Below are 22801 nucleotides of genomic sequence, written 5' to 3'. Positions count from 1 at the left end.
AGGGGAACTGAACATGACCAACACCACCGACAAGAAGACTGGAATATCGCGACGTTCGCTGCTCAAGACAGGTGCCGCCGCCGTCGGTTTCGCCGCCGGTTCCGGCGCCATATCAGGCTTTCCGACCATCTGGGCGCAATCGAACATCACGCTGCGCCAGTTCGGCACCGGCGTATCCAACCTCAATGCCATCGCCGACAAGTGCAAGGCCGACCTCGGCATCACGCTGGAGATGACAGCAACCGATTCCGACGCCGCCGCGCAGCGCGCTGTGACGCAGCCCGACAGCTACGACATCGCCGACATCGAATACTGGATCTGCAAGAAGGTGTTCCCGACAGGCGTCCTGCAGCCGATGGATGTCAGCAAGCTGAAATATTACGACGAGCTGGTGCCGCTGTTCAAAACCGGCAAGCTGACGCCGGACAGCGTCATTGCCCAGGGCACCGCGCCGCATACCGTCGGTTACGTCGAGGCGCAGGACAGCAAGGTCTTCGCCAAGGCGCCGACCAACTGGTTCACCATGGTGCCGACGATCTACAATGCCGATACGCTCGGCATCCGCCCCGACCTCGTCGGCCGCGATATCACCACCTGGGCCGACATCATGGATCCGGCCTTCAAGGGCAAGACCGCCATCCTCAACATCCCGTCGATCGGCATCATGGATGCGGCGATGATCATGGAGGCAACGGGCAACATCAAATACGCCGACAAGGGCAACATGACCAAGGAGGAGATCGACAAGACGATCGACTTCCTGATCAAGGCCAAGCAAGCCGGCCAGTTCCGCGCCTTCTGGAAATCCTTCGACGAGAGCGTCAACCTGATGGCTTCAGGCGAAGTCGTAATCCAGTCGATGTGGTCGCCGGCCGTGGCCGCGGTCCGCTCCAAGGGCATCGCGTGCCGGTTCCAGCCGCTCAAGGAAGGCTACCGGTCCTGGGGTGGCGGGCTTGGCCTGGCAGCCCATCTCTCCGGCGCCGAACTCGATGCCGCCTATGAATACATCAACTGGTACACGTCCGGCTGGGTTGGCGGCTATCTCAACCGTCAGGGCTATTACTCGGCCAACATGGTGTCGGCCAAGAAGTTCATGTCCGAGGACGAGTGGGGCTACTGGATCGAAGGCAAGCCGGCAAAGGGCGATATCCTGTCGCCGGACGGCAAGGTCATGGAAAAGGCTGGCGCCGTGCGTGACGGCGGCTCGTTCGAAGAGCGCATGGGCAAGGTCGCCTGCTGGAACTCGGTCATGGACGAGGACCGCTACATGGTGAAGCGCTGGAACGAGTTCATCGCTGCTTGATGCCCTCTGCCTTCTCCCCTTGTGGGAGAAGGCAGATTGGCGCGCAGCGCCAAGACGGTTGAGGGGTGCTGGACGGAGCACTGTTGGTGCCAAGCTGGAACACCCCTCATCCGATCGAGCTTCGCTCGGCCACCTTCTCCCACAGGGGGAGAAGGGCACACCCTCAGTCGCATCGCCGACTTCGACCGAGATATAGATGGCAGTAGCGCTCGAACAATCCACGCACGTTACGTCTGCAAGGCCTGCCAGACGTAGGCGCTCCTTTGCCGGAGTCGCACCCTATCTCCAGGCGGCACCGCTGGCGCTGATCCTCGGCGCGTTCCTCCTGCTGCCAATTCTGATGATCGCCGTGGTCTCATTCTGGGATTACGATTTCGCGGCGATGTATCCGGATTTCCTGACCACCAATTATTCCGACACGCTCGGCTCCTGGGTCACCTGGAAAACCTACCTGAATACGCTGAAATACGCCGCCATCGTCTGGGCGCTGACGCTGTTCATCGGTTTCTGGGTCGCCTATTTCCTTGCCTTCCATATCAGGACCACGGCCATGCAGATGGTGCTGTTCCTTGTCTGCACGGTGCCGTTCCTGACCTCTAACATCATCCGCATGATCTCGTGGATTCCGGTGCTTGGCCGCAATGGCCTGGTCAACTCGACGCTGGTGCAAATGGGGCTGATCCCGAAGCCGATCGAATGGCTGCTCTATTCCGAATTCGCCGTGGTGCTGGCCATGGTGCATCTCTATACGCTGTTCATGGTGACGCCGATCTTCAACACGCTGATGCGCATCGACAAGTCGTTGATAGAAGCCGCGCGCGACGCCGGCGCTTCCGGCTGGCAGGTTCTGTGGAACGTCGTCATTCCGCTCGCCAAGCCCGGCATGGCGATCGGCACCATTTTCGTCGTCACCCTGGTGATGGCCGACTTCTCGACGGTGCAGGTGATGTCCGGCGGGCAGAGCGCCTCCGTCGCGCTGATGATGAAGAACCAGATGTCGCTGCTGCAATATCCGGCAGCTGCCGCCAACGCCGTCGTGCTCTTGGTGCTGGTGCTGCTGATGGTCGCGGGCATCCTGCGCATCGTCGACATCCGCAAGGAGCTGTGAGGCGATGAGCCAGGACAAGCGCACCCTCGAATTCTATGTGTTGGCGGCGTTCTTCGGTCTTTTCGTGTTGTTCCTCTACGGCCCGCTTTCGGCGATCCTGATCCTCTCTTTCCAGGGCGAGAACGGCGGTCTGACATTTCCGCTGAACGGCGTGTCGCTGCACTGGTTCGCCAATTTGTTCGAGCGCCAGGCGGTTGGCGACTTCGGCGGCAGCTTCAAACGCTCGCTCGTCCTTGGCCTGATGGTGATGGTCGTCACTGTCGCCGTGTCGCTGCTCGCCGGCCTGGCCTTCCGGCAGAAATTTCGCGGCGCAACCGCACTGTTCTATCTGGCCGTCGCCAGCCTGGTCGTGCCGTCGATCATCATCAGTCTCGGCATCGGCGTCGTCTTCCAGCAGATCGGCTTCCGCCCCGCCTGGTACACCTCCGCTTTCGGCGCCCATCTGACCTGGACCTTGCCTTTCGGCGTGCTGATTATGTTTGCTGTCTTCAACCGGTTCTCGCCAGCCTATGAGGAAGCCGCGCGCGATCTCGGAGCATCGTCGTGGCAGACCTTTGCCCATGTCGTGCTGCCGATGATCGCGCCCAGCCTGATCGGCGTCGGCCTGTTCGGCTTCACTCTGTCATATGACGAGTTCGCCCGCACGCTGATGACCTCGGGCACGTTCAACACGTTGCCGCTCGAAATCTACGGCATGACGACGAATGTCACGACGCCGGTGCTCTATGCGCTGGGCACCGTGACGACCGTGTTTTCCTTCCTGGTGATCCTGCTGACGCTCGGCGCAATCGTCTATGTCGGCCGCCGCCGCGAGCGTGCCTGACAGTGCAGATCCTCGTCGTCAATCCAAACACCACCGCCAGCATGACCGACACTATCGCGGCGGCGGCCCGATCGGTCGCTGCTCAATCGACGAAGATCGTTGCCGTCACCTCGTCGATGGGACCTGTATCGATCGAAGGCTATTACGATGAAGCACTTGCCGTGCCCGGCCTGCTGGTCGAGATCGCCGCCGGCGAACGCTCCGGCGCGCAAGCCGCGATCATTGCCTGTTTCGACGACACCGGCCTAGATGCCGCGCGCGCCATGGCCAACATTCCGGTCATCGGCATTTGCGAGGCATCGCTCAGCACGGCCTCGTTCATCGCCCAGCGCTTCACCGTCGTCACCACCACCGGACGTTCGCGCGTGCCGGTCGAAGGGTTGGTGCAGCGCTATGGCATGGCAGGGCGGGCACGTGTGCGCGCCGCCGATATCCCGGTTCTTGCCCTCGAAGATCCGGCGTCCGACGCACTGCTCAGGCTGCGCAACGAGATTGCGCGCGCCATCGACGAGGATCGCGCCGAGGCGATCGTGCTCGGCTGCGCCGGCATGGCCGATCTGGCGGCGGCGCTGCAGCGGGAATTCGGGCTTCCGGTCATGGACGGCGTGGGCGCTGCCGTGAAACAGGCCGAGGCATTGATCGCCCTTGGCCTGACGACATCCAAGCGCGGCGCCTATGCAAGCCCGTTGGCAAAGTCTTATCATGGCGCGTTGAAATCCTTCGCGCCTGGCGCCGCCGAGTGATCGCAATGCCCCGAACGATCCGAACGCTCGCACGTGAGGAAGTGCAAACCCTAGTCGATTGGGCGGCGGCGGAAGGCTGGAATCCCGGCCTTAACGATGCCGCGCTGTTTCAGGCAGCCGACCCGCAGGGCTTCATCGGCGCCTTTATCGATGGCGAGATGGCGGCCGGCATTTCGGCCGTTGCCTATGGCGACGGTTTCGGCTTCATCGGCCTCTACATCTGCCGGCCGGACAAGCGTGGCCAAGGCCATGGCAAGGCGGTCTGGGATGCCGGCACGGCGCGGCTCGGCAAGCGCACGATCGGCCTCGACGGTGTCGTCGAACAGCAGGCCAACTACCGCAGCATGGGTTTTGCACCGGCCTACCGGACGATCCGGTTCATGGGGGCACCGAATGTGCCGGCAGCCGTCGGCAACGACATTCGCGCCATAGGGCCGGAACTCGTGCCGGACATACTGGACTATGACCGCCGCTTCTTTCCCGGTCCGAGGCGATCCTTCCTGGAACACTGGCTGCGCCCGCCGCACATGGCGCTTGCGATCCTCAAGCACGGCGCCATTGCGGGATACGGCGTCGCGCGCCAATGCCGGGACGGCTGCAAGATCGGCCCGCTCTTTGCCGACAGCCTGGACGCGGCAAGCCATCTCTTCGCCGCGCTCGCGCACATGTCCGGTCCCGGAAACGTCCATCTCGACGTTCCCGAAACCAGCCGGCAATTTGCAGACTTGCTGTCGTCCGCAGGCCTTCAACCGGGCTTCGAGACGGCTCGGATGTACAAGGGAAAGGCGCCGCAGCTCATGCAGTCCGGAGTTTTTGCGATAACGACGTTGGAGTTGGGGTGAGGCGGTACAAGCCGACTTCCAGTGCAAAGTCGGGCAACAGGACCACGCGGTCTATTTTTCCTGAACTGAAATGCCGGAATCGTCGATGCGAAGTTCCACGCCTTTCGGCCTAGTCTCCTCGCGATAAACGTAAATCCCCAACGCAATAACGGCGACGGCCAAAGCGCCGATGATGAGATAAAGATAGTTCTGCTTCATACGCTGTCGTTAACAACATGGTGTGGGCGAGTCTAGCAGTTCGGGTATCAGGACGGCGGCCGGAGACGCACGTCGATCAGCCATCCAGCCGGTCGCGCAGCATGCTCCAGGGGAGCACCATGTTTGGTGCATGCCGCATCAGGCTATGGAACGGGATCGGCGACGGCGGCGCAAACGGCAGCGGCAAATCCTGAGGCTTTGTTCCCTCAGCCCAATCCGCAAGCACCTTGCCCATCGCAGTGGTCATGGCGATGCCGCGTCCGTTGCACGCCAAGCCGGCGATCAGCCCGGGGCCGAGATCGACGAGGTGCGGCAGGAAGTCGGGCTCGACGGCAGCCATCCCCGACCAGCTGTATTCAAGCGGCGAGATGTCCGGGAGATCGAGATGCCCGGCAAGCCGCCGCCAGATCGCCCGCGGCACGCGCGTGTCGGCACCGGGGCCAAAAACATGCATGCCGCCGGTGATCAGCCTGTTTTCGCCGTCGAAGCGGAAGGTGAAGAGATTGCGTCTTGTGTCGCCGACGCCTTGCCCGCCAGGAAGCAGGCGAGTGCGTATTTCGCGCGGCAGCGGCGCTGTCGCGATCTGGAAGATTTTCAGCGGGAAATAGGTTCGCTGCAACGCGCGATCCAGCGCTCCGCCATAGGCGTTGGTGGCGACCAGCACCTTTCCTGCGCGTACCGAACCGGAGGCCGTCTTCAAAGCCCAACCATCGCCTATGTGATCGATCGACGCGACACGCGTATGCTCGAAGATGCGCGCTCCGGCCTTTTCCGCCGCGTCGGCCAATCCGCGCGCATATTCGACCGGATTGAGGACGCCACCCGATCTGTCGATCCAGCCGCCGAGATAACCGCGAACGCCGGTCAGCTCTTCGACCGCCTGTCTATCCAGCGCAACAGCCGGCCTTCCGCGTGGTGCCCATTGTTCGGCGCGCGATCTGGTCTTTTGCAAAGCGGCCGGTGAATGGGCTGGTTGTATCCAGCCGCTCTGGACGGAATCGCATTCGATGGCATGCCGCCTGATCAGGTCGAAGACGAGGTCGGCGCTGCCGGCGGCCAAATCGACAAGGCGTTCGCCGCGTTCGGGCCCGAGCTGGGCAATGATATCGTCGGGGTCTCTTTTCGCGAAATTCGGCACGACGAAGCCGGCATTCCTGCCGGTTGCCCCCCAGGCGATGATTTCCGCCTCGAGGACGGCAACCGAGATGCCTTTCTCGGCACTGTGCAGCGCGGTGGAAAGGCCTGAAAACCCGCCGCCGACAATTGCCAGATCGACATCGAGTGCGCCTTCGAGGGTGGGCCGGTCGCGGCGACTGCGGCTGACGGCATGCCAAAGGGAAACGCCGTGCGGCCGGGTCACAGCGTTCATGAGCCGCTCTCGCTCGGGGCCACGCGTGCACGCTTGCCGAACCTTGGACGCCGCGGCCTGTCGCCAAACAGGCCGTTCGGCCTGACCAGAAGGATGACGCACAGCATCACGCCGATGGCGACGATCTGCAGCGAAGCGGCGCGGGCCTGCTGTTCGGGCGAGAACAATATACTGGTCAAGGCTCCCGATCCGGCCCATATCGCCCAGACCAGGATGCTGCCGATGACGGCGCCGATGTTGCTGCCCGAGCCACCGACGATCAGCATCACCCAGACCTGGAAAGTCAGCGCCGGCAAATAATTGTCCGGGGCGATGAAGCCGGTGAAATGCGCCTGCAGCGCACCGGCAAGCGCCATGATGGCGCCACCGACGGCAAAGGCCTGGACGCGGTAGAACCGTGCGCTTTTGCCTAGAGATATCGCGGCCCGCTCATCCTCGCGAAGCGCCTTCAACACGCGCCCCCACGGGCTGCGCGACAGATGCTCCAGCGCGAGATAGACGATCAGCGTCACCACCGAGACGATCGCAAGGTTCGAAAGGTTGAACAGCAACGGCGTTTCGGCAAGACCGCCGAACGGACGCGGAATGAAGCCGATGCCGAACGGCCCGCCGGTCAGCTTCTGGGCATTGAGCGCTACCAGTTGCACGACGACGGCGACGCCGAAAGTAGTGATCGCCAGATAGTCCGATCTCAAACGTAGCGTGGCAATGCCGGTGATGGCGGCGGCGACGCCGCCCAACAGCATGGCGCCAAGCCAGCCGATAAGGATCGGCAGGTCGAAGCCGCCCAGGCGCGCGGCATCGTCGGGCGTGGTCAGCAGCGCCGAGGTGTAGGCGCCGATGGCAACGAAGCCGGCGACCCCGACATTGAAAAGCCCGGTCAGCCCCCATTGCAGATTGAGCCCGAGCGTGATGAGCGAAAAGATCAGCGCGGTGGTCAGGAAGAAGGCGCCGTAGCCGAGCAGATCCATCAGCGTTCCCTCACTCCGAAAAGGCCGATGGGCCGCACGAACAGCACCGCCATCAGGATGATGAACGAGGCGGCTGCCCGCCATTCGGCGCCGATCAATTGCACGGCAGCCGCTTCGGCCATGCCGATGATCAGGCCGCCGAGAACGGCGCCGGGCACGCTGCCGATGCCGCCGAGGATGGCGGCCGCGAACATCGGCAGCAGCATCTCGAAACCCATGAACGGGCGGATCTGGATGAGAATGCCGATCATGACGCCGGCGACGCAGGCCAGCGCGCCGCCGATGATCCAGGTGACGCGCACCACCCCGGCGACGTCGATGCCGACGATGCGGGCAAGTGCCGCGTTCTGGCTCAATGCCTGCATCGAGCGGCCGGTCTGGGTCCGCGTCATCAGGAGATGCACGCCGAGCACCAGCACGGCGGTCAGCAGCAGCAGCGCGATCTGGTCCGGGGTGATGCGGATGCCGAAACCTATCGGCATGGCGATCTGGATCGCCCGGCTGAAATAGGTCGGACGCGAGGTGAAGATGAATTCGAGCAGGCTTCTCAGCGCCATCGAGGCGCCGAAGCTGGCCATCACCACGATGATCGCCTGGCCCTTGGCCCGCAGCCGCGCGAACAGCACCATGTCGAGCACCAGCGCCAGCAGGCCGGTGGCCGCCATGCCGATGATGAGCGCGACGATCAGCGGCCAACCGAAGGAGAGGGGCGCGATCGGCGCGATCTTGCCGAAAATCGCGCCAATGGCGCCAACCACGGCGAGCGTCGCATAGGCGCCCCAGGCCATGAAGTCGCCATGGGCGAAGTTCGAGAAGCGCAGGATCGAATAGGTGAGTGTCACGCCGATGGCGCCGAGGCCGATCATCGACCCTGCCAGCAGTCCGTCGACGACGAATTGCAGGTTCATGCCGCGCTTCCTTGTCCAAGGTCGAGGCGGCGCTGGCCAAGATAGAGTTCAGCGACGACCGGGTCGTTCCAGAGCTCGGAGGCGACGCCCTGGTGCCGCTCCTTGCCCTCGACCAGCACATAGGCGCGGTCTCCAATGGCAAGCGCTGCCTTGGCGTTCTGTTCGACCAGCAGAATGGTGACGCCGGACTTTCGGATGCCGGCCAGCATCTCGAACACCATCGCCACGAATTTCGGCGACAGGCCGGCCGACGGCTCGTCGAGCACCAGCACCTTGGGATGGACGATCAACGCCCGGGCGACGGCCAGCATCTGCCGCTGTCCACCCGACAGATTGCCCGCGGCCGTTCTGCGCTGACGGGCGAGATCGGGAAAGGCCGCATACATTTCCTCGATGCGGGCTGGGACCTCGCGCGGCCTCAGGATGCCGCAGGCGACCCTGAGATTGTCCTCGACCGACATCAGCGGGAAGATGTTCTCTGTCTGTGGCACGAAGGCAAGGCCAAGGCGGACCATGATGTGAGCGGGCGACGCCGTGATATCCTTGCCGTCCAGCAGCACCGTGCCGCCGGTGATCGGGACAAGGCCGGCGATCGCCTTGATAAGGCTCGACTTGCCGGCTCCGTTGGGACCGAGAACGACGACGATCTCGCCCTGGTCGACGGTGATCGAAGCGCCGCGCACGATCGGAACGCCGGGCTCGTAGCCGGCTTCAAGGTCGCGGACATCGAGTACCCTTTGTCTCATGCCGCGCCCCCGAGGTAGGCCTCGATGACGCGCGGGTCGCGCGCCACCTCCTCCGGGGTGCCTTCGCACAGCAGCAGCCCGCTCGCCATGACCAGCACACGGTGGCAAAGCCGCGTCACCATGTCGATATTGTGCTCGATCAGCAGGAAGGTGATGCCGCGCGCATTGATGTCGCGGATGCGGTCGATAATGATCTCGAGCAGGGTTGCGTTGACCCCGGCCGCCGGCTCGTCGAGCAGGATGATCGCCGGGTCGGCCATCATCACGCGGGCCAGTTCGAGCAGCTTGCGCTGGCCGCCTGAAAGCACGCGCGCAGGTTCGTGCGCGAGGTGAGCGATCGTGACGAGCTCGAGCAGTTCGACGGCTCTTGTCTCGGCAGCCCTTTCTTCGGCAGCGACCCGCCGGGGCGTCAGGAAATTGGCGAGCAGTTTTTCTCCGGCCTGCCCTTGCGCGGCCAGCATGACGTTTTCGATCAGCGTCAGGTTAGGCAAGGGCCGGGGGATCTGGAACGTGCGGCCAAGGCCGCGGCCAATGCGGCGATGGGCAGCTTCCCCCGACACCGATACGCCGTTGAGGAGGATTTCGCCACTGGTCGGCAGAATGCTGCCGGCGAGCAGGTCGAACATCGTGGTCTTGCCGGCGCCGTTCGGGCCGATAAGGCCAAGTATTTCGCCCGGCCGGACGTCGAACGAGACATTGTTGACCGCGACCAGGCCGCCGAAGCGTCTGAGGACGTTCCTGGCCGTGAGGACCGGCGTACGGATCTCCTCCTGCCGTTCCGTCGTGTCGCTCATCAATTCCTCTGGCCGAAAAGCGATCTTCGTCGCCTATGATTTGATTTGTGATCACGCTTGCTTTGATCACGCTATTCGGCTTTAATTTCTTCCGCAAGCCGAAACGGCCAAGACCGGGATTGCCCATGCAGAAGGCCGCCATCGAAAAGAACAATGAGATGATCGCAGCCCAGCTTACGCCGGTCGGCCGCGAGACCGTGCAGGATCGCGTCTATTCGGAGCTGCGCCGCGCCTTGATCGGCGGCCTTTTCGAGCCGAGCCAGGTTCTGACCATCCGCGGCCTCGCCGACGCGCTGGTCACCAGCACCATGCCGGTGCGCGAGGCGCTCGGACGGCTGATCACCGAGAAGGCACTGGAGGCGCTTCCCAACCGTTCGGTGCGCGTGCCGCCGATCACGCTGGAGCGCATCGACGACCTCTTGCGGGCCCGCTCCCTGATCGAGGGCGAAGCGATCGCGCTGGCCGCCACGCGCATGAACCCGCGCCAGATCGCTTCGGTCGAGGCCATGCTCGGCGAATGGGACGAGATGCGGGCGCTGAAGCACAAGAAGGATATCGACCGCGAGGCCACGCTCAACCAGAGCTTCCACTTCGAGATCTACCGTTGCTGCGGTTCCGCCGTGCTGATCCCAATGATCGAGAGCCTGTGGTTGCAATCCGGGCCTTGCATCCGCGTTGCCATCTACGCCTTCTCCGACGCCGGCGAGGTCGATACGGCCCACTACCACCGCAGCATCGTCGCAGCGCTTTCAAGGCAGGATGCGCAAGGGGCGCGCGAGGCGCTGGTGGCCGACATCAGCCGGCCCTTCGCCTTTCTGCGCGACAAGCTCCAATCCACAAGCAAGGAAGGATTGAGGGCATGACGGCGCCTGGCATCAGCATCACCGAGCCACACTCGAAGCTTTCCGTGACCGCGCTGCTGTTGCCTGAAAAGGCGCCCGACAACGCCGCCTTCCTGCTGGCGTATCTCGAGCAGCCGCGCGTCGTTGCCGGCATCCATGCTATGTGGACGGGGCCGGAAATCTCCTGCCCGGTTCCATCAGCCGAACTTGAGGGCCAAACCTATGCCAGGCCCTTGCCGGCGGAGAACGCAACGCTGACGCCGCAGCCGGGCGACATCGTGTTGTCCTACGTGCCGCCGCGCATGTGGGGCGGCAACCCGAATGCCATCTTTGACGTCGGCCTGTTCTACGGAGCGGGTGCACGCCTGCTGTTCCCGATCGGCTGGCTTGCCGGAAGCGTCGTCGCGCAGGTGGTGCCTGAGGATCGCGATAAATTCGCAGCCGCTTGTGGCGTGATCCGCCGCAACGGTGCCTGCGACATCACCTTCACCCGGGTGGAGATCTGAATGGCTGAGACCGACGACAGTTTTGAGCTCTTCGACCTTCGCGTCGAGGCGGTTATCCCCGAGGGCAAGCCGATCTATTGCGGCGCCAAGCCCGGCGACTATTTCGAGTTGAAGGGCGAGATGCTGTCGATGCCAGCGGGGCAAGGTTTCTCGATCTATTCCATTGCGGCAGTGTTGCCGCTTCTGGCCGCAAAGCAGCGCCCGACCCACAGGAACGACTGGATGACGTCGGACGCCGAGATCGCTTGTCCGGATCCCAATTGTGCCAGCCGGCTGAGGATCGTCAGGACCGGCAAGCGGCGGTTCAGCCATGCCGAAACGACGGCGGTGCCGCTGCCGAAGGAGAATGACCGGAGATGACCGCCAAGGCTTTCGAGCTCAGCCCCGGCTATACGATCTCGCGCGTTATTCGCGGCGGCTGGCAGCTTGCCGGCGGGCACGGCGCGATCGACCGCCAACAGGCGGTAACCGACCTGATCGCCACCTTCGACGCCGGCATCAGGACCTATGATTGCGCCGATATCTATACCGGTGTCGAGGAGCTGATCGGCGCGGCACGCCTGCGCCTTGCCAATGAGCGTGGCCTTGATGCTGCCGCCAAGATGAAGGTGCACACCAAGCTAGTGCCTGACCTCGAACGGCTTTCCACGATCAGCCGCGACTACATCAGCAGCATCGTCGAGCAGTCGCTGCGGCGGCTGAAGACCGAGCGGCTCGATCTCGTGCAGTTCCACTGGTGGGACTATGCGCTGCCCGGCTATGTCGAAGCGATGGGCTGGCTCAACGAAATCCGCGGGGAAGGCAAGGTGCGCAACATCGGCACCACGAACTTCGACACGCCGCGGTTGGCCGAGATCCTGGCCGCCGGTGTGCCGCTGGTCAGCCAGCAATTGCAATACTCGGTGCTCGACCAGCGGCCAGCCAACAGCCTTGCAGCGCTCGCCAGCCGGCACGGCGTCAGTTTCCTCTGCTATGGTTCGGTGGCGGGCGGCTTCCTCAGCGAAAAATGGCTTGGCGCTGCCGAGCCGCAGACGCCGCTCGAAAACCGATCGCTGGTCAAATACAAGCTGATCATTGACGACTTTGGTGGCTGGGAGCTTTTCCAGGAGTTGCTTCGCACACTGAAGGCCGTCGCCGACCGCCACGGCGTCGATATCGCCACCATCGCCAGCGCCTGGGTGCTGGAGCAGCCGCAAGTGGCGGCCGTCATCGTCGGCGCTCGCAACCAGGCGCACGCCCTTGCCAATGCCAGAATCATGGACGTCGCGCTCGATGCCGACGACTGGGCGAGGATCGCTGCCGTGATCGCGCAAAGCCGTGGGCCGCTGGGCGACGTCTACACTTTGGAACGCGACCGTCACGGCCGCCACGGCTCGATCATGCATTACAATTTGAATGCAGGCAGGAAATGAACGCGGCCATGGACGAAAAGCCCTCCTTGCTTTCCCGCGCCAGCGCCGAGGTGGTCGATCTCCACCGCTTCTTCGTCGACTGGTTCAATGCGGCGAGTGCGGACAATTCAGATTTCAGGCGCTTCGAACGCGTCATGGGCGAAGGCTTCCGCATGGTTGTGCCGGATGGCCAGGTCCTCGATCGTGACGCGGTGCTCGACCATGTCAGGGCAAGCCGCGCCACTTGTGACGGCAATTTCACCATCTCGATCGAGGAAATCCGGGCCGGCTGGCAACAAGGCGACACGATCGTCGTCAGCTACATCGAAGCGCAGCAGCGCGCCGGCAAACATAGCCGCCGCCGCTCAAGTGCCGTTTTCACCACCAGTTCATCGGCGCCCAACGGCGTCGAATGGCGACATCTGCATGAAACCTGGCTGCAGATGCCGGAAGGCTGAACAGGCTCAAGACATCAATGAGAGTCGTGTAACGAAAGGGGAACAACAATGAAAAAGACCATACTTCAGATCACCACCGCGCTCGCACTGCTGACAGCGGCCGGCGCAGCGCAAGCCGCCGATTGCAAGATCACCGTCGGCCTCGTCATGGAACTGACAGGCCCGGCCGGCGAGTACGGCCAGGCCGGCGCCAAATCGGTCGAGATGGCCTTCCGCGACATCAACGATGCGGGTGGCGTCCGCGGCTGCGATCTCGCAACCGACACGCGCGACAGCCAGAGCCAGGGCAACATTGCGGTCGACGCCGCGACGCAGCTCGTGCAGGTCAAGAAGGTGCCAGTGATCATCGGCGGCATCATCTCCTCGGTGTCGATCCCGATCCTGACCTCGGTCACCGCTCCGGCCAAGATAGTCCAGGTGTCGCCTGCTTCCTCGTCGCCGACGCTGACGGCGCTCGGGCGCGACGGCAAGACCAACGGCATCTTCTTCCGCACCATCACATCTGATGCGCTGCAGGGCGTCGCCGCCGCCAAATATGCCATCGACAAAGGCTTCAAGAAGCTGGCGGTCATCCACGTCAACAACGACTTCGGCGTCAACATGGTGGCGGAATTTTCGCGCGCCTATAAGGCACTCGGCGGCACCATCGTCTCCGACACGCCCTACAATGAAAAGCAGTCGAGCTATGCCTCGGAAGTGACGGCGGCGATGGCCGGCGAGCCCGACGGGCTTTATCTCGTCAGCACGCCTGTCGACGGCGCAACCATCGCCCGCACTTGGATTTCGCAGGGCGGTGTCCAGAAATTCCTGCTCAATGACGGCATGAACAGCCCGGACTTCATCGAATCCGTTGGCGCGGATTATCTGAAGGATGCGTACGGCACTTCCTCCGGCACCAGCCCGACCGCATCGACCGAGTATTTCACCAAGAACTACAAGGAATTTTCGGGCATCGAACCGTCGAACCCGGCGGCCGACCGGTCGTATGATGCCGGCGCCATCGTCGGCCTGGCCATCGCCATTGCGGGCTCCGAGGATCCAGCCAAGATCAAGGAGGCGATGTACAAGGCGGTCGACCCGGCCGGCACGCCGATCTATGCCGGCAAGGACGAGTTCGCTAAGGCGCTCGGCCTGATCAAGGATGGCAAGCCGATCCGCTACGAAGGCGTCATCGGCCCGGTCGCCTTCGACAAATACGGCGACATCACCGGCCCGTTCCGCCTCTGGAAGATCGTCGACGGCAAGGTGACGACCGATGGCGAAATGACGACGGATGACGTCAACGCCCTGCAGGCGAAGCTTCAGTAAGCCGCCCCATGTCTTGTCCGGCATCGATCCCATTCCATTGAGGTTGATGCCGGACACTTGCATGTCCTGTTGCTGGTCAGGCCGGCCTGGAAACGACCACCGCACCAGCCCAGAGCGGCCTCGGTTCAACGCAGCTTTGACACCACCCACGGTCGAGCCGACGAGATCGGCAATCTCTTCCAGCGAATAGTCGAAGACATCCTTGAGCAGGACGCAGGCGCGCTCCTTGGGCGGCAGATGGATCACCAGCCGCTCGATGGCGCGATCCGCGCCCTGGCCCGCCGTCCAGCGAAATGAAGCTGCCCACGATCAATTTTCTCATCGCGTGTCTCCGGTTGCGCAACAGGCATCCCGTCGGATCCAAGAACCGGCGCAAACGAACCGGCCGGACGGATGACCACAGGATGCAGTGCCTGAGACGTTTCCGGTTCGACTTTGGATACGTGAGTACCGTTTGAGCTAATAAAGCGGCTTGGCCATGTGCCGGGGGGTCGGCCATTCCGTCGTTATCCCCGGCTGCACCGGCCGCTCGAGATAGGTCGACAGGACCACATAGCTTCGGGTCGAGGTGACGCCGGGTGTTTCGTAGAGGCGCGACAGCAGGCCCTCGAGCGCCCGCGTGTCCTCGGTGCGGACCTTGATCAGCATGCATGTGTCGCCGGCCACCGAATGGATCTCCTCGACTTCGGGGTGTTCGGAGATTGCCATCAGCTCCGGCGTCTTTCCCCACCCCTTGGTGTCGATATGGACGAAGGCAAGCAGCGGCTTGTGCACCGCCTTGGGATCGATGATGACCGCGGTGTTGCGGATGGCGCCGCTGCGCCGGAGGCGCTTGACGCGTTCATGGGCTGCCGGCGGTGAAAGGCCGACGCGGTCGCCGAGCTCGGCATAGCTGATCGTGGCGTCGTCGACCAGAACGCCTAATATTTTTCGGTCGGTTGCATCGATATCGCGGGCGGCGGGCCTGTTCTGCGGAATGCCATCTGTTTCTTCATCCATATTAAAATTCCCGATTGATGCAGAATTTAATACGGCCATTATTGCCATATGTCGAACACTGATCAAGTCGCCACATTCGCAGCGGCGCCCAGGCCGCCAATCCCGGCACTCGCTTACCTGCTGACGGGGTGCATTGCCGTGATCGGCTCGAACTCGCTGGTGCTCGGTCCGATCGCGCCGGCGGTGGCCGCGTCCTTCGGCACAAGCGTGCCGGCGGTTATGATCGCGTCGGCCGCGTTCGGGCTCGGGACGTCGGCAAGCGCCTTGTTCTTGGCGCGCTATATCGATCGGCTTGGCGCCCGCCGCATGCTGCAAGGGGCGTTGCTGCTGCTGGCGATAGCGCTCGTCGCCAGCGCCGCTGCGCCGACCGTGACGGCGCTGGTCGCGGCCCAGCTTCTCGCCGGCATCGCTGCAGGTGTCGCCATGCCGGCAATCTATGCCAGCTCCGCCGCGATTGCGCCGCCCGGCCGCGAAAGCGGCACCATAGGCGTCGTGCTGACCGGCTGGACGCTGAGCATGGTCGCCGGGGTTTCGCTGTCGGCCGTGCTTGCCGATCTGGTGCATTGGCGCGCGGTATTCGCTGCGGTCGCGGTGCTCTCAGCACTCGCCTTGGCCAGCCTGTCGCTGACCTCGCTCAGCGATGTCAGGAAGAGCGGTCCGGCACCGACGCCGCTGGGTGCGTTGGCCGTTCCGGGCATAGTGCCGCTGCTGGTCGCCTGCGCGGCCTTCATGACCGCGTTCTACGGCATCTACGGCTATCTGGGCGATCACCTTCACAACGGCTTGGGACGGCCGGTCAGTGCCAACGGGCTGGCCGCGCTCGCCTATGGTGTCGGCTTTGGCGCGGCGGCACTTCTTGACGGCGTTATCGACCGCTTAGGCGCGCGGCGTGTCATGCCATTTGCCTATCTGCTTGTCGCGGTCGTCTATGTAGTGATTGCCGCGGCAAGCAGTAGTTTTCATCTGACCATAGTGGTGATAGCCGTCTGGGGCCTTGCCAATCATTTCGGGCTGAACGTCCTGGTGATGCGCCTGTCGGCGCTCGACCCTGCGCGGCGCGGCACGATCATGGGCTTGAACAGCGCGGTGACCTATCTCGCGGTGTTCGTCGGCACCACGGCGTTCGGACCGCTTTATTCCACGTTCGGTTTTGCCACATCGGCGGTGGTTGCAGCCTTGCTCATGCTGATCGCTGCTGCGGCGGCGGCGTGGCGTTCGCCGAGGCCATAGCGCAGCAAGGCTTGCGTCTCGGTCCGGTCCTTCGATAGATGCTTCGTGGATGGACAGTACAACGCTTGAGACAACCGCCGATCCCTTGCCGCACGAGCTGGCTTTTCTCGGAGAGCGGCTTGCGGCGTTCAACGACAGTGATGTCGGCGCCTCCTGCAGGAAGGCATTGGCCGTGTTCGTGCGCGATGAGCACGGCGCTATTGTCGCCGGCATCTCGGGATATACAGCCTGGGGCTGGCTCTATGTGCAATGGCTCTGGGTCGATGAAAAACTGCGCGGCCAGCGCATGGCCGGCAGGATGCTCGAGGCGGCCGAGGGGGAGGCGATCGCGCGCGGCTGTCACGGCGCCTGGATCGACACGTTCAATCCCAAGGCGGCCAAGGCCTATGAGCGCCAGGGCTATCAGCCCTTCGGCGTGCTTGCCGATTTTCCCGTCGGCCGCAGCCGCATCTTCCTGCAGAAGAGGCTGAAGCCTGACTAGCCGGCAAGGCGTCCGCCGCACATCGGCTCTGGCACGCCGGTCGTACTGGGGAAGCTGATCGGCAAGCCCCTGAGCACGCGCACTGCCAGGAACGCAAAACACTCCGCCTCCACCGCATCGCCCTTCCAGCCAAGCGCCTCGGCCGGAACCGCTTCGACGCCAGCGCGGCTGGCAAGCATGGCCATGATCGTTGGGTTGTGTCGACCGCCACCGCTGACCACCAGCCGCTTCGGCCGGCGCGGCAGAAGATCGAGCGCCTTGCCGACGGCGGCCGCGGTGAAGGCCGTCAGCAGGGCTGCGCCGTCCTCGGCGTTCATTCCGTCCGCCATTGAGGCGCCGAAATCGAAACGGTCCAGCGATTTCGGGTAGGGTTTGGTCAAATACGGATGCTGCAGGAGCTTGGCCAGCCGCGCTTCGTCGACCGTGCCGGCGCGGGCAAGGGCGCCGTCGCGGTCCATTTCGCCGAGCCCCTTCGATTTGATGAAATCGTTCAGCGGTGCGTTGGCGGGCCCGGTGTCGAAGGCAACAACATTGTCCGTGCCATCCCACCAGGTGATGTTGGCGACGCCGCCGAGATTGAGCACCGCCGTGTCGCCGGTGGTGTCGGCTTCGCGCAGCAGCGCGGCGTGATAGGCGGCCGACAGCGGCGCGCCCTGGCCGCCGGCGCGCATGTCGGCCGAGCGGAAGTCATAGGCGACCCTGGTGCCAAGGATGGCATGCATCAGCTCGCCGTCGCCAAGCTGGCGGGTCTGGCCCAGTCGGCCCACTTGCGGGGCACGGTGCAGCACGGTCTGGCCGTGGAAGCCGACGACCCCTATATCGGCCATCGTCAGCCCGTGGCTTTCGACCAGATCCTTGACTGCCGCGGACTGGGCGCGCGTCAGCGCTTCCTCTGCCTCATCGAAGATTGCCGGTTCCGGCCCTGTGAAATTCCAGCTCCTTGCCTGCCGCAGCGTCTCTTCCAGCAAGGTCCGGATCGACTGCGGGTAGGGGGCAAGCGTGTAGATGCCGAAGTCGTCAATCCGTTCGCCGTCGGTCTTGATCAGCGCGACATCGATATTGCCGTCCAGCACGGTGCCGGTCATCAGGCCGACGGCCCACATGGGTTCGCCATTTTTCGGATTCATGGTTGTCAGGCTCCGTTGACGAGATCGCCGACCGCTTGGCGAAGCGCTGCGATCCCGCTGTTGAAATGACGTGTCGGATGGATCCGGTTGGTGAGCAAGGTCCAGGCTCTGCCTTTGTCGAAGTCGACCCACAGCCCGACACCGGTAAAGCCGGTATGCCCGATGGTTTCGGGGCTGCATAACCGGCCGCCGGACCAGCCTTCGTAGGGTCGCTCCCAGCCATGGGTGCGGGTTGCCGACAAGGGCGTGCGCATTAGCGCGATCGAACGCTGCGACGCGCCGGTCCCGTCCAGCAGCCCTTGCGCAAAGTCGAGGACCGAAGCCGCCATTCCGAACAGGCCGGCGTGACCGGCACCTTGCAAGGCCGAGCAATTGTCGTCGTGGACTTCGCCGCAGAGCACGCGATGACGCCATGTGCAGTCTTCGGTCGCCGCCGCTTGATCCCGTTCGGCGGAGAACGCGAAGCCCGGACCGGGATCCATCTCGCGAATGGTCTTGCCAGACAGGCGCTCCAGGACGAAGCCGAGCAGGATGAAGTTGATATCAGAATAGACCGGCTCGCCAGCCTGCCATTCGCGCTGCAGGATGAAGGCGCGCAGCAGGTCCGGATCGTGGCCATAGGTGTAGATCGGCGCGACGGCGGGAAACGGTGTCTGATGGCCGAGACACTGGCGAAACGTTACGTTCCGTTCCCAGGCTTTTTCGTCATATTGGCGAAGGTCGGGCAGGACGGAAATCAGCGGCGCGTCGAGGTCGATGACGCCTTCTTCCGCCAGTGCCAGGATACGCGACGTGGTGAAGATGATTTTGGTCAGCGAGGCCAGGTCGAACCATGTCCCGACATGCATCGGCCGTATCTTGGGCACGGTTTGAGCCCAACCGATTGCCCGGACGATGCGTTCGCCGTCCCCGTCAACTATGCCGAGCACGCCGCCCGGAATGCGCGATGCGGCCACGGCCGCTTCGAGCGGGGCGAATGCGCGGGAGAAGAAATCATGGTCGATCAACTACGCCTCCGTTTGGAAGGCAGCGATGGGGCTGTCCCTCCGGCCTTTCGTATCCTTGGGCGACAATCATCACACTTCCACCCGTGCTCTATGATCCGGCCCGAATTGCTGCCAATTAGCCGGCCCCGGCTCAAACCCCAGCGGACGCACGAGCGAGGGGACCTGGCGCGTGTCCAACTCGAAACGTTCATGCCGCCGGTCTATAGTAGGAACGGCCGCGATAAGCTGTTTGGTATAGGAGTGCTTCGGCTCCGAGAGCACCGATCTGGCATCGCCGATCTCGACAATCTGGCCGGCATAGATGACCGCGATGCGATGGGCGATCCGCTCGACGACAGCCATGTCATGCGAGATGAACAGATAGGCCAGCCCGAATTCACGCTGCAGCTCGATCAAAAGCTCCAACACCCTGGCCTGCACCGACACATCGAGCGCCGAAACCGCTTCGTCGAGGACGACAACCGAAGGATTGAGCATCAGCGCGCGAGCGATGCACAGGCGTTGCCGCTGGCCGCCGGAGAATTCGTGCGGATAGCGCTGCAGGCTGTTTTCCGGAAGGCCGACGCGTTTCAGCAGCGCGGCCATTTTCGCCCGCGTTTCAGCAGTTATCCGTCCGCCGGTAGCGATCACAGGCTCTGCGAGGATGCTTTGGATGGTGAGTCTGGGATTGAGCGAGCCATAGGGATTCTGGAACACCATCTGCATGGGCAGGGTGCTCTGCCCGGCGACGGGCTTGCGCGTGCTGGCCGAGATTGTGCCGTGCGTCGGGCGCACCAGCCCCAGAATCGCGCGGGCGGTAGTGGACTTTCCGGAACCGCTCTCGCCGACGACCGCCAATGTCTCGCCCGGCATTAGCTCGAAATCCACCCCGTCCACCGCGTGCACGGCACCGCTGGCGCGGCTGAAAAACCCAGCCTTGACCGGAAACCGCACTACGAGGCCATCGACCTTCAGCGCCGGGTCGGCAGCTTTTTGCGTTTCGCGTTGCACGTCCTTGCGTGCGGCACTGCCGCCGGCGAAATGCGGCACCGCATGAAGCAGATGCCGCGTATAGGGATGCCGCGGATCGTCCAATATCTGGTTCAATGCGCCCTGCTCGACAGCTTCTCCGCCCTGCATCACCATCACCTTGTCGGCGATGCCTGCAACCAGACCGATGTCGTGGGTGATGAAGATCATCGACATCCCGGTTTCCTGCTTTAATTCGGCGAGCAGCGCCATGATCTGCGCCTGCACCGTAACATCCAGCGCCGTCGTTGGCTCGTCGGCAATGAGCAGGCGCGGGTTGCACGCAATCGCCATGGCGATCATCACCCGCTGCAGCATGCCGCCCGACAGCTGGTTGGGCGTGTATTTCAGCCGCCTCGCTGCGTCGGGAATACGGACGCGGTCGAGCGCGTCCTTGGCTGCCGCCGTTGCTTGTCGTCCGGTCAGGCCGCGATGCAGGCGAAACGATTCCTCGATCTGCCAGCCAATGGTCAGCACCGGATTGAGCGAGGTCATCGGCTCCTGGAAGATCATGCCGATTTCGCCCCCGCGGATCTTCGTCAATTGCGGCTCGGCTGCGGCTGTCAGGTCGAAGGTGCTGCCGTCGGCCCGCCTCAGCTTGATCGACCCGCCGGTGATGCGGCCGCCGCCATAATCGACAAGGCGATTGATCGACAGCGCCGTAACCGATTTGCCCGAGCCGCTTTCGCCGACGATGGCCAGCGTTTCGCCGTCGGCGAGATCGAAGCTGACGCCGCGCACGACCTCATTGGCTTGCGGGTTGCGGCCGAAGCCGACGCGCAATCCGCTGACGGACAGCAGCGGGATCATGCGATCGATCTCCGCATCTTCGGGTCGAGGACATCGCGCAACGCATCGCCGAGCAGGTTGAAACCGAGGATGCCGATCATGATCGCCACGCCCGGGAAGATCATCAGCCAGGGAGCTGTCTCCATCAGATTGCGGCTGTCGCTCAGCATCAGGCCGAGCGACGCGGCGGGCGGCTGCGTGCCGAGCCCGAGGAAGCTTAAGCCGGCTTCGGTCAGCAGTGCCCAGGCCAGCGCCAGCGTCACCTGAACCGTCAGTGGCGCCACCAGATTGAGCAGCAGATGCCGTGTTACGATATAGCCCGCACTGCTGCCGAACGTGCGGGCCGCGTCGACGAATTCGCGCGCCTTGAGCGACAGAGCCGGACCTCGCACGACGCGCGTGAAGATCGGTGTGTAGACGATGGCGATGGCAATGACGCTGGTCGAGGTTCCCGGTCCCGCAACCGCGACGATCAGCAGCGCCAGCAGGATCGCCGGGAACGCCAGCACAACGTCCATGATGCGCATCACTAGGCCGTCCCAGCGGCGCCCGAACCAGGCTGCCGCCAGCCCGAGCACTGTGCCGGCCAGTGTCGCGACGGCGACCGAAAAGAAGGCCACGATGAAGGACTGGCCGATCCCGGTCATCAGCCGACTTGCGACATCGCGGCCGAACAGGTCCGTGCCCATCCAGTAGGTGCCGTCAGGCGCATGCAGCCGTTCGACCCGGTGCTGCGTCAGCGGATTGTGCGGCGTCAGCCCCAGCATGCCAAGCACGGCAAGCAGCAGATAAAGCGCAACGATGGCACCACCGATGCGGCCACTGGGATGCGCAAATATAGCCCGCAATGTCGCCATCAGTGCTCGCTTAGCCGGATACGCGGGTCGAGCGCGACATAGGCAAGGTCGACGAGGAGATTGACGATCATGAAGTTGAAGGCGATGAACAGCACGCTTCCCTGCACCAGCGCGTAGTCGCGCTGCAGGATGGCATCCAGCACCATGCGGCCGAGACCGGGCAGCGCATAAATCTGCTCGACGATGACAGCTCCGCCCAGGAGGTAGCCGAACTCTATGCCGCTCAGTGTCACGACCGGGATGAGCGCGTTGGGCAAGGCATGCCGCCAGATGACGCCGCGCGCCGAAACGCCCTTGCTGCGCGCCGTCCTGACATAGTCGTCGCTGAGCACATCGAGCATCGCCGAACGCGATATGCGGGTCACCGAAGCCGCGAAGGCAAATCCAAGCGTGACCGCAGGCAGCAACAGCTGGCCGAGATTGCGCAGCGGATCCTGCCACAGCGGCGAAAACTCGCCCATCGCCGGCAAAACGCCAAACCCCGCCGACAGCGTGTAGATGATCAGCAGGGCAAGGACGAAGTTCGGCGTCGACTGCCCGATCATTGCGACAACGCGCACGCCGAGGTCGGACAGCTTTTCGTTATGGGTGGCGGCAAAGATCCCCGCCGGCATACCGACAAGCAGGGCGATGACCATCGACAGCAGGGCGAGTTCCAACGTTAGCGGGAAACGCTCGAGGATGACGTCGAGCACCGGCCTGCCATAGGTGGACGAAATGCCGAGATTACCTTGGAAAAGACCAAGCAGCCAGCGCCAGTATTGGATGAACCAGGGCTGGTCGATGCCGAAATAAGCTGCAAGCGCATCGCGCTGCTGCGGCGTCAGCAGGCCGGCTTCGGTCCCCAGCATTGCCGTGATCGAATCGCCCGGAACCATCCGGATCGCCAGGAACACCACGATGGACACGCCAAGCAGGACGAGAGGGAAGGTCGCCAGTCGCCGCATCAGATAGTTCACGCGAAGAATATCCTCTCGTCCGGCATCAAAGCAG

General features: G+C 63.5%; 25 protein-coding genes and 1 pseudogene. 13 read left to right on the top strand and 13 right to left on the bottom strand.

The annotated features are described in order from the left end of the window. Positions 1 to 13: 13 nt before the first annotated feature. From NKH30_RS02040 to NKH30_RS02020, 5 genes are all read left to right on the top strand, one after another. Positions 14 to 1303 carry an ABC transporter substrate-binding protein gene (locus NKH30_RS02040; RefSeq protein WP_352472208.1) on the top strand — a complete coding sequence of 430 codons (1290 nt, stop codon included), beginning with the start codon at positions 14 to 16 and terminating at the stop codon, positions 1301 to 1303. 196 nt (positions 1304 to 1499) lie between these two features. Continuing rightward, the gene (locus NKH30_RS02035; RefSeq protein WP_352472210.1) at positions 1500 to 2411 is read left to right on the top strand and encodes an ABC transporter permease; all 912 of its coding nucleotides are present in this window, start codon (positions 1500 to 1502) and stop codon (positions 2409 to 2411) included. A gap of 4 nt (positions 2412 to 2415) precedes the next feature. Beyond that, positions 2416 to 3234, top strand: a complete 819-nt coding sequence (locus tag NKH30_RS02030; RefSeq protein WP_352451583.1) for an ABC transporter permease — start codon at positions 2416 to 2418, stop codon at positions 3232 to 3234. Between the two features lie 2 nt (positions 3235 to 3236). Continuing rightward, positions 3237 to 3977, top strand: a complete 741-nt coding sequence (locus NKH30_RS02025; RefSeq protein WP_352994005.1) for an aspartate/glutamate racemase family protein — start codon at positions 3237 to 3239, stop codon at positions 3975 to 3977. 5 nt (positions 3978 to 3982) lie between these two features. After that, on the top strand, positions 3983 to 4819 hold the full coding sequence (locus tag NKH30_RS02020; protein ID WP_352994002.1) for a GNAT family N-acetyltransferase: 837 nt from the start codon (positions 3983 to 3985) through the stop codon (positions 4817 to 4819). A 51-nt stretch (positions 4820 to 4870) separates the two neighbouring features. On the opposite strand, the gene NKH30_RS02015 is transcribed toward NKH30_RS02020, so the two are convergent. The 6 genes from NKH30_RS02015 to NKH30_RS01990 all read right to left on the bottom strand — a co-directional run bounded on the left by NKH30_RS02015 (position 4871) and on the right by NKH30_RS01990 (position 9805). Beyond that, positions 4871 to 5017 carry a hypothetical protein gene (locus NKH30_RS02015; RefSeq protein ID WP_352452379.1) on the bottom strand — a complete coding sequence of 49 codons (147 nt, stop codon included), beginning with the start codon at positions 5015 to 5017 and terminating at the stop codon, positions 4871 to 4873. Positions 5018 to 5093: 76 nt separating this feature from the next. After that, positions 5094 to 6386, bottom strand: coding sequence for an NAD(P)/FAD-dependent oxidoreductase (locus NKH30_RS02010; RefSeq protein ID WP_352994000.1), 1293 nt, complete (start codon positions 6384 to 6386; stop codon positions 5094 to 5096). Further along, positions 6383 to 7360, bottom strand: a complete 978-nt coding sequence (locus NKH30_RS02005) for a branched-chain amino acid ABC transporter permease (RefSeq protein WP_352994061.1) — start codon at positions 7358 to 7360, stop codon at positions 6383 to 6385. The genes NKH30_RS02010 and NKH30_RS02005 overlap by 4 nt, the downstream gene beginning before the upstream one ends. Then, positions 7357 to 8265 carry a branched-chain amino acid ABC transporter permease gene (locus NKH30_RS02000; protein WP_352993997.1) on the bottom strand — a complete coding sequence of 303 codons (909 nt, stop codon included), beginning with the start codon at positions 8263 to 8265 and terminating at the stop codon, positions 7357 to 7359. The genes NKH30_RS02005 and NKH30_RS02000 overlap by 4 nt, the downstream gene beginning before the upstream one ends. Next, positions 8262 to 9011 (bottom strand): ABC transporter ATP-binding protein, encoded by a 750-nt coding sequence (locus NKH30_RS01995; protein ID WP_352993994.1) that lies wholly within the window; start codon positions 9009 to 9011, stop codon positions 8262 to 8264. Before NKH30_RS01995 ends, NKH30_RS02000 begins: the two co-directional genes overlap by 4 nt. Next, positions 9008 to 9805, bottom strand: a complete 798-nt coding sequence (locus NKH30_RS01990) for an ABC transporter ATP-binding protein (RefSeq protein ID WP_352978638.1) — start codon at positions 9803 to 9805, stop codon at positions 9008 to 9010. Before NKH30_RS01990 ends, NKH30_RS01995 begins: the two co-directional genes overlap by 4 nt. Before the next feature lie 125 nt (positions 9806 to 9930). On the opposite strand from NKH30_RS01990, the gene NKH30_RS01985 reads away from it, so the two are divergent. The 6 genes from NKH30_RS01985 to NKH30_RS01960 are packed head-to-tail and all read left to right on the top strand — an operon-like array spanning position 9931 to position 14310. Next, on the top strand, positions 9931 to 10668 hold the full coding sequence (locus NKH30_RS01985) for a GntR family transcriptional regulator (RefSeq protein ID WP_352993991.1): 738 nt from the start codon (positions 9931 to 9933) through the stop codon (positions 10666 to 10668). Further along, entirely contained in the window at positions 10665 to 11153 is a 489-nt protein-coding gene (locus tag NKH30_RS01980; RefSeq protein WP_352993989.1) for a DUF3830 family protein, read from the top strand. Before NKH30_RS01985 ends, NKH30_RS01980 begins: the two co-directional genes overlap by 4 nt. Further along, the gene (locus NKH30_RS01975; protein ID WP_352472221.1) at positions 11154 to 11513 is read left to right on the top strand and encodes a TIGR04076 family protein; all 360 of its coding nucleotides are present in this window, start codon (positions 11154 to 11156) and stop codon (positions 11511 to 11513) included. It abuts the gene before it with no gap. Beyond that, a complete protein-coding gene (locus NKH30_RS01970) occupies positions 11510 to 12565 on the top strand; it encodes an aldo/keto reductase (RefSeq protein WP_352502977.1) in 1056 nt (351 codons plus the stop codon). Before NKH30_RS01975 ends, NKH30_RS01970 begins: the two co-directional genes overlap by 4 nt. 8 nt (positions 12566 to 12573) lie before the next feature. After that, complete coding sequence (locus NKH30_RS01965; RefSeq protein ID WP_352472224.1) at positions 12574 to 13002, top strand: DUF4440 domain-containing protein; 429 nt, start codon at positions 12574 to 12576, stop codon at positions 13000 to 13002. Between the two features lie 48 nt (positions 13003 to 13050). Further along, positions 13051 to 14310: an ABC transporter substrate-binding protein gene (locus tag NKH30_RS01960; protein WP_352472226.1), complete on the top strand. Its 1260-nt coding sequence runs from the start codon at positions 13051 to 13053 to the stop codon at positions 14308 to 14310. Between the two features lie 126 nt (positions 14311 to 14436). On the opposite strand, the pseudogene NKH30_RS01955 reads toward NKH30_RS01960, so the two are convergent. Further along, positions 14437 to 14568, bottom strand: a pseudogene (locus NKH30_RS01955) (sigma factor-like helix-turn-helix DNA-binding protein); the annotation flags it as partial. Positions 14569 to 14769: 201 nt separating this feature from the next. Continuing rightward, complete coding sequence (locus NKH30_RS01950) at positions 14770 to 15309, bottom strand: Lrp/AsnC family transcriptional regulator (protein ID WP_352452390.1); 540 nt, start codon at positions 15307 to 15309, stop codon at positions 14770 to 14772. Positions 15310 to 15357: 48 nt separating this feature from the next. Here NKH30_RS01950 and NKH30_RS01945 point away from each other — a divergent pair, with 48 nt between their 5' ends. Further along, the gene (locus NKH30_RS01945; RefSeq protein WP_352993986.1) at positions 15358 to 16539 is read left to right on the top strand and encodes an MFS transporter; all 1182 of its coding nucleotides are present in this window, start codon (positions 15358 to 15360) and stop codon (positions 16537 to 16539) included. A gap of 49 nt (positions 16540 to 16588) precedes the next feature. Then, the gene (locus NKH30_RS01940) at positions 16589 to 17020 is read left to right on the top strand and encodes a GNAT family N-acetyltransferase (RefSeq protein ID WP_352993983.1); all 432 of its coding nucleotides are present in this window, start codon (positions 16589 to 16591) and stop codon (positions 17018 to 17020) included. Here the strand turns inward: NKH30_RS01940 and NKH30_RS01935 are convergent. The 5 genes from NKH30_RS01935 to NKH30_RS01915 all read right to left on the bottom strand — a co-directional run bounded on the left by NKH30_RS01935 (position 17017) and on the right by NKH30_RS01915 (position 22767). After that, complete coding sequence (locus tag NKH30_RS01935) at positions 17017 to 18147, bottom strand: anhydro-N-acetylmuramic acid kinase (protein ID WP_352993980.1); 1131 nt, start codon at positions 18145 to 18147, stop codon at positions 17017 to 17019. The genes NKH30_RS01940 and NKH30_RS01935 overlap by 4 nt on opposite strands. Before the next feature lie 5 nt (positions 18148 to 18152). Continuing rightward, on the bottom strand, positions 18153 to 19154 hold the full coding sequence (locus NKH30_RS01930; protein WP_352472236.1) for a serine hydrolase domain-containing protein: 1002 nt from the start codon (positions 19152 to 19154) through the stop codon (positions 18153 to 18155). A 69-nt stretch (positions 19155 to 19223) separates the two neighbouring features. After that, complete coding sequence (locus tag NKH30_RS01925; protein WP_352993978.1) at positions 19224 to 20972, bottom strand: ABC transporter ATP-binding protein; 1749 nt, start codon at positions 20970 to 20972, stop codon at positions 19224 to 19226. Further along, positions 20969 to 21808: an ABC transporter permease gene (locus NKH30_RS01920; protein ID WP_352452396.1), complete on the bottom strand. Its 840-nt coding sequence runs from the start codon at positions 21806 to 21808 to the stop codon at positions 20969 to 20971. The genes NKH30_RS01925 and NKH30_RS01920 overlap by 4 nt, the downstream gene beginning before the upstream one ends. After that, the gene (locus NKH30_RS01915; RefSeq protein ID WP_352452397.1) at positions 21808 to 22767 is read right to left on the bottom strand and encodes an ABC transporter permease; all 960 of its coding nucleotides are present in this window, start codon (positions 22765 to 22767) and stop codon (positions 21808 to 21810) included. The genes NKH30_RS01920 and NKH30_RS01915 overlap by 1 nt, the downstream gene beginning before the upstream one ends. Positions 22768 to 22801: the final 34 nt, after the last annotated feature.

This window comes from Mesorhizobium sp. M1273, from assembly GCF_040318195.1.
Classification (GTDB): domain Bacteria; phylum Pseudomonadota; class Alphaproteobacteria; order Rhizobiales; family Rhizobiaceae; genus Mesorhizobium.
Note: the sequence above shows the minus strand (reverse complement) of the source record. Positions and strands in the feature narration are given on the sequence as shown.

Excerpts from the sequence above, each read along its gene's own strand:
- NKH30_RS02040 (WP_352472208.1), top strand. The coding sequence starts at position 14 with ATGACCAACACCACCGACAAGAAGACTGGAATATCGCGACGTTCGCTG.
- NKH30_RS02035 (WP_352472210.1), top strand. The coding sequence starts at position 1,500 with ATGGCAGTAGCGCTCGAACAATCCACGCACGTTACGTCTGCAAGGCCT.
- NKH30_RS02030 (WP_352451583.1), top strand. The coding sequence starts at position 2,416 with ATGAGCCAGGACAAGCGCACCCTCGAATTCTATGTGTTGGCGGCGTTC.
- NKH30_RS02020 (WP_352994002.1), top strand. The coding sequence starts at position 3,983 with ATGCCCCGAACGATCCGAACGCTCGCACGTGAGGAAGTGCAAACCCTA.
- NKH30_RS02015 (WP_352452379.1), bottom strand. The coding sequence starts at position 5,017 with ATGAAGCAGAACTATCTTTATCTCATCATCGGCGCTTTGGCCGTCGCC.
- NKH30_RS02010 (WP_352994000.1), bottom strand. The coding sequence starts at position 6,386 with ATGAACGCTGTGACCCGGCCGCACGGCGTTTCCCTTTGGCATGCCGTC.
- NKH30_RS02000 (WP_352993997.1), bottom strand. The coding sequence starts at position 8,265 with ATGAACCTGCAATTCGTCGTCGACGGACTGCTGGCAGGGTCGATGATC.
- NKH30_RS01995 (WP_352993994.1), bottom strand. The coding sequence starts at position 9,011 with ATGAGACAAAGGGTACTCGATGTCCGCGACCTTGAAGCCGGCTACGAG.
- NKH30_RS01990 (WP_352978638.1), bottom strand. The coding sequence starts at position 9,805 with ATGAGCGACACGACGGAACGGCAGGAGGAGATCCGTACGCCGGTCCTC.
- NKH30_RS01985 (WP_352993991.1), top strand. The coding sequence starts at position 9,931 with ATGCAGAAGGCCGCCATCGAAAAGAACAATGAGATGATCGCAGCCCAG.
- NKH30_RS01980 (WP_352993989.1), top strand. The coding sequence starts at position 10,665 with ATGACGGCGCCTGGCATCAGCATCACCGAGCCACACTCGAAGCTTTCC.
- NKH30_RS01975 (WP_352472221.1), top strand. The coding sequence starts at position 11,154 with ATGGCTGAGACCGACGACAGTTTTGAGCTCTTCGACCTTCGCGTCGAG.
- NKH30_RS01970 (WP_352502977.1), top strand. The coding sequence starts at position 11,510 with ATGACCGCCAAGGCTTTCGAGCTCAGCCCCGGCTATACGATCTCGCGC.
- NKH30_RS01965 (WP_352472224.1), top strand. The coding sequence starts at position 12,574 with ATGGACGAAAAGCCCTCCTTGCTTTCCCGCGCCAGCGCCGAGGTGGTC.
- NKH30_RS01960 (WP_352472226.1), top strand. The coding sequence starts at position 13,051 with ATGAAAAAGACCATACTTCAGATCACCACCGCGCTCGCACTGCTGACA.
- NKH30_RS01950 (WP_352452390.1), bottom strand. The coding sequence starts at position 15,309 with ATGGATGAAGAAACAGATGGCATTCCGCAGAACAGGCCCGCCGCCCGC.
- NKH30_RS01945 (WP_352993986.1), top strand. The coding sequence starts at position 15,358 with ATGTCGAACACTGATCAAGTCGCCACATTCGCAGCGGCGCCCAGGCCG.
- NKH30_RS01940 (WP_352993983.1), top strand. The coding sequence starts at position 16,589 with ATGGACAGTACAACGCTTGAGACAACCGCCGATCCCTTGCCGCACGAG.
- NKH30_RS01935 (WP_352993980.1), bottom strand. The coding sequence starts at position 18,147 with ATGAATCCGAAAAATGGCGAACCCATGTGGGCCGTCGGCCTGATGACC.
- NKH30_RS01925 (WP_352993978.1), bottom strand. The coding sequence starts at position 20,972 with ATGATCCCGCTGCTGTCCGTCAGCGGATTGCGCGTCGGCTTCGGCCGC.
- NKH30_RS01920 (WP_352452396.1), bottom strand. The coding sequence starts at position 21,808 with ATGGCGACATTGCGGGCTATATTTGCGCATCCCAGTGGCCGCATCGGT.